The following is a 4,744-nucleotide window of genomic DNA, read 5'->3' as shown; positions in this document are numbered from 1 at the left end:
GGCACAGGACGGGCCGGTCGAGCCGGCGGGGGCGCAGGAGTTGCGCGGGCGGATCGCGGAGGCCGTGACGGGGCCGCTGGCCGCACTGGGCGTCGACGAGGTCGTGGTCAACGTGCGCGACGACCAGGTCGCCGGCGCGATGATCGACGTGCGCGTCACCGAGCTGCCGGTGCTCGCGGTGGTCCGCACCCGGGTGCCGGTCGCCTCGGCCACCGCGTGTGCCGAACTCCTCGCGGCGCTGGAGGCGCTCGGGCCGGTGTCGGCGTGGTCAGTCACCGCGTCCGAACCCCTGCCGGCCCCGGCGCCCGGACCCGACGGGCGCTGCGAGGGGATGGCCAACATCGCGTTCCTGCGCCGGCCGGAGCGGATCGGGCGTGAGGAGTGGCTGCGGGTGTGGCTCGAGGAGCACACGCGGGTGGCGATCGACACCCAGTCCACGACCTCCTACACCCAGCACGTCGTGGTCCGCGCGCTCACGCCGGACGCCCCACGCATCGACGGGATCGTGGAGGAGGTCTTCCCCGCCGAGGCCGCGACGGACCTGGGGGTGTTCTTCGACGCGCGCGGGGACGACGAGCGCATGACGGCCAACATGCGGGCGATGACCGCCTCGACCGCGCGGTTCCTCGACGACGGCACCGTGGACGCCGTCCCCACGGGTCGATACGTGGTGGGTGTTCGGGCTGCGGGCGTGTGACAATGGGGTGATCGCCCGGACGGACCGCAATCCAGCAGCACCCGGGCCCGCCTCCAGGAGTGATCGAGATTCCCAACTTCGCAGAGACGACGTTCACCGATCCGGCCAGGATCAGGAACTTCTGCATCATCGCGCACATCGACCACGGCAAGTCGACGCTGGCCGACCGCATGTTGCAGCTCACCGGCGTGGTCGAGGAGCGGCTCATGCGCGCCCAGTACCTCGACCGCATGGACATCGAGCGCGAGCGTGGCATCACCATCAAGGCGCAGAACGTCCGCCTGCCCTGGGTGCCGCGCTCCGGCGCGCACGCGGGCGAGGAGATCGTCCTGCACATGATCGACACCCCCGGCCACGTCGACTTCACCTACGAGGTCTCCCGCGCGCTCGAGGCGTGTGAGGGCGCGATCCTGCTGGTGGACGCCGCGCAGGGAATCGAGGCGCAGACCCTGGCCAACCTCTACCTGGCCATGGAGAACGACCTCGAGATCATCCCCGTGCTCAACAAGATCGACCTGCCGGCCGCGGACCCCGACCGGTTCGCCGAGGAGATCGCCCACATCGTCGGCTGCGAGCCGGGCGACGTCCTGCGCGTCTCCGGCAAGACGGGCATGGGCGTCGAGGCGCTGCTGGACAAGCTGTGCGAGACCATCCCCGCCCCGGTCGGTGACCCGGAGGCCCCGGCGCGGGCGATGATCTTCGACTCGGTCTACGACACCTACCGCGGTGTGGTCACGTACGTCCGCGTGGTCGACGGCTCGCTCAAGCCGCGCGAGAAGGTCAAGATGATGTCCACGGGCACCACCTACGAGGCGCTCGAGGTGGGGATCATCTCGCCCGAGCCCAAGGCCACGGACGGGCTCGGCCCCGGCGAGGTGGGCTACCTCATCACCGGCGTGAAGGACGTCCGCCAGTCCAAGGTCGGTGACACGGTCACCGCCGCGCGGAACGGCGCGGAGGAGCCGCTCCCCGGGTACGCCGAGCCCAACCCCATGGTCTTCTCGGGCCTGTATCCGATCGACGGCTCGGACTACCCGGTGCTGCGCGACGCCCTGGACAAGCTGCGCCTCAACGACGCGTCCCTGGACTACGAGCCCGAGACGTCGGTGGCGCTGGGCTTCGGCTTCCGCTGCGGCTTCCTGGGCCTGCTGCATATGGAGATCACGCGCGACCGCCTGGAGCGCGAGTTCAACCTCGACCTCATCTCCACCGCCCCGAACGTCGTGTACCGCGTCGTGGCCGAAGACGGCTCCGAGCATCAGGTCACCAACCCCTCGTACTGGCCCGAGGGCAAGAATCGCGAGGTCTACGAGCCGATCGTCAAGTGCACGATCATCGTGCCCAGCGAGTTCGTCGGCACGACCATGGAGCTGTGCCAGTCCAAGCGCGGCGAGATGAAGGGCATGGACTACCTGTCGGAGACGCGGGTGGAGTTGCGCTACGTGCTGCCGATGGGCGAGATCATCTTCGACTTCTTCGACTCCCTCAAGTCCCGCACCAAGGGTTACGCGTCGATGGACTACGAGGAGGCCGGCGAGCAGATCGCTGACCTGGTCAAGGTCGACATCCTGCTGCAGGGCGAGGCCGTGGACGCGTTCAGCGCGATCGTGCACCGCGACCACGCGCAGGCGTACGGCAACAAGATGACGGTCAAGCTCAAGGAGCTCATCCCGCGTCAGCAGTACGAGGTGCCGGTGCAGGCGGCGATCGGGTCCAAGATCATCGCGCGCGAGAACATCCGCGCCATCCGCAAGGACGTGCTGTCCAAGTGCTATGGCGGCGACATCAGCCGTAAGCGCAAGCTGCTGGAGAAGCAGAAGGAGGGCAAGAAGCGGATGAAGTCCATCGGCCGGGTGGACGTGCCGCAGGAGGCCTTCGTCGCGGCGCTGTCGGCGGATTCTAGCGCGGACAAGAAGTAGCGCCGGCCGTCGGACCGCGTCAGGCCCGGGCGCGGTGGCGGCGGACCGCGCACCGGTTCGTGCAGCGCGTCGAGCAGTACGCCTTGCGCCCGTTGCGGGTGGTGTCGGCGAACACGGCGTCGCAGTCGTCGGCCGCGCACCGTGCGAGCCGGTCGATGCCGCGTGAGGTGAGGTGCAGGGCGGTGCCCACCGAGAACATGGTGGTGAGCACCCGGGCGAAGCCCACGTCATCGGCGCGGTAGTGGACGTGCCAGTGTCCGTCGTGGTCGGTCAGGCGGGGCGGCCCCGAGTGGTCGGCGAGCAGGGCGTTGAGCGCGGTGGCGCGCTCACGGGGGTCGGTGGTGTCGACGACGACGAGCCAGTCGTCGAGGAACGTCAGCAGTTCCCCGAGGTCCGCGTCGGAGGCGCTCCGATCGATGGTCACACCCGCTTCGCGGCAGCGGTCCACCAGCTCGCGGGTGGTGCGGGGGCGGCGGTTGGCCAGGTCGGCGGCCAGGGTGACCGGATCGGCTCCGTAAGGGTTGATATACACAAACCGATTACAGCACAGTTATCGGCATGTCCTTCTCCCTGGCGAGCGCAGCCTCGTCGTCCGCCGTCGGTGTCTCGGTGTGGGTCCTCGCGGCCCTGGTGCTGGCGGCGTTCATCGCGGGCTGGGTCGACTCCGTGGTCGGCGGGGGTGGACTCATCCAGCTGCCGGCGCTGGTCATCGGGCTCCCCGCCGACACCTCCACCCCGGAGATCCTCGGCACCAACAAGCTCTCGTCGGTGGCCGGGACACTCATGGCCACGGCGACCTATCTGCGCCGGATCCGGGTCCCGGTGGCCATGGTCGCGCCGCTGGTCGTGGCCGCCTTCGCGGGCTCCGCGGCGGGCTCGTCCGTCGCCCGCTTCATCCCCAAGGAGCTGCTCACCCCGCTCGTCCTGGTGGCGGTGGTCACGGTGGGGGCCTACACGTGGTTCAAGCCGAGCCTGGGGCGTGTCCACGAGGAGCGGCACTCGGGCTGGTCCCGTGCGTGGCGCTCGGCGCTCATCGGCGTGGTGGTGGGCTTCTACGACGGCATCCTCGGCCCGGGGACGGGATCCTTCTTCGTCATCGCGATCGTCGCGTTCCTGGGCTTCGGGTTCCTCCAGGGCACCGTGGCCGCCAAGATCGCCAACCTCACCACCAACCTCGCCTCGATCCTCGTGTTCGGTGTGCACGGCGAGGTCCTGTGGATCCTCGGCGGCTGTATGGCCCTGGCCAACCTCACCGGGGGCTTCCTCGGGGCCCGCATGGCCATGAACCGCGGCAACGAGTTCATCCGCACCGTGTTCCTCGTGGTCATCGCGATCCTGGCTGTGAGGCTGGCGTGGGACACCGCCGCGCAATGGATGTGAGGCGCGCTGCCGCGCGGTGCACGTGACGTGCGTTGCGGCGCGGCGGTCGTGAGCGGACGGGGGCACGGTCGGGGAGCGGACGTAGACTGCCCCTCATGACCACTCCGAGCCCCGAGGCCCCGCGTCACCCGCTGCTCGACGAGTCCCCGCTGCCGTACGGACTGCCCGACTTCGCGGCGGTGCGAGACGAGGATCTCGAGCCGGCCATCCGCACCGCGATCGACGATCACGCGGCGGAGATCGCCGCGATCGTGGGCAACCCGGAGCCGCCGACGGCCGACAACACCGTGGTCGCGCTCGAGCGCTCGGGCCGTGCTCTGGACCGGGTCCTGTCGGTCTTCTACGGACTGCTCGGCCCGGACGCCACGCCCGCCCGCCTGGCCGTGGAACGGGTCGTCTCGCCGCTGCTGGCCGCGCACCGCTCGGCCGTGATGACGGACCCCGGCCTGTTCGCGCGCGTCGACGCGGTCCACTCCGCGCTGGAGGCCGGCGAGCTGGACCTCGACGACGAGACCGCGCGGCTCGTCCGCCGGCACCACCGGGACCTGCTCCGTGCGGGTGCGGCGCTCGACGACGCGGGCCGGGCCCGCCTCACCGCGATCGACACCCGTCTCGCGGAGCTCACCACGGAGTTCGGCGAGAACCTGCTGGCCTCCACCACGGAACTGGCCGTCCCCGTCACCGACGAGGCCGAACTCGCCGGGCTGCCGGAGTCGATGCGTGGCACGCTCGCCGCGACCGCCGCCGA

General features: G+C 70.3%; 4 protein-coding genes and 1 pseudogene. 4 read left to right on the top strand and 1 reads right to left on the bottom strand.

Going from position 1 to position 4,744, the window contains the following annotated elements; genetic code table 11:
* On the top strand, positions 1 to 697 hold a 697-nt coding region (locus G6030_RS09245), incomplete at its 5' end, for an EthD domain-containing protein (protein ID WP_182642934.1).
* Between the two features lie 59 nt (positions 698 to 756).
* A complete protein-coding gene (gene lepA / locus G6030_RS09240) occupies positions 757 to 2,616 on the top strand; it encodes a translation elongation factor 4 (RefSeq protein WP_182642933.1) in 1,860 nt (619 codons plus the stop codon).
* Positions 2,617 to 2,635: 19 nt separating this feature from the next.
* On the opposite strand, the gene G6030_RS09235 is transcribed toward lepA, so the two are convergent.
* Positions 2,636 to 3,148, bottom strand: a complete 513-nt coding sequence (locus G6030_RS09235; RefSeq protein WP_182642932.1) for a CGNR zinc finger domain-containing protein — start codon at positions 3,146 to 3,148, stop codon at positions 2,636 to 2,638.
* A gap of 26 nt (positions 3,149 to 3,174) precedes the next feature.
* On the opposite strand from G6030_RS09235, the gene G6030_RS09230 reads away from it, so the two are divergent.
* Both G6030_RS09230 and G6030_RS09225 read left to right on the top strand, forming a co-directional pair.
* On the top strand, positions 3,175 to 3,996 hold the full coding sequence (locus G6030_RS09230; RefSeq protein WP_182642931.1) for a TSUP family transporter: 822 nt from the start codon (positions 3,175 to 3,177) through the stop codon (positions 3,994 to 3,996).
* A 95-nt stretch (positions 3,997 to 4,091) separates the two neighbouring features.
* Positions 4,092 to 4,744: pseudogene (locus tag G6030_RS09225) on the top strand (M3 family peptidase); the annotation flags it as partial.

Source organism: Dietzia sp. E1 (assembly GCF_014145015.1).
GTDB classification, from domain to species: Bacteria; Actinomycetota; Actinomycetes; order Mycobacteriales; family Mycobacteriaceae; genus Dietzia; species Dietzia cinnamea_A.
Note: the sequence above shows the minus strand (reverse complement) of the source record. Positions and strands in the feature narration are given on the sequence as shown.

Coding starts and splice junctions, on each gene's coding strand:
- G6030_RS09230 (WP_182642931.1), top strand. CDS start 3,175: ATGTCCTTCTCCCTGGCGAGCGCAGCCTCGTCGTCCGCCGTCGGTGTC.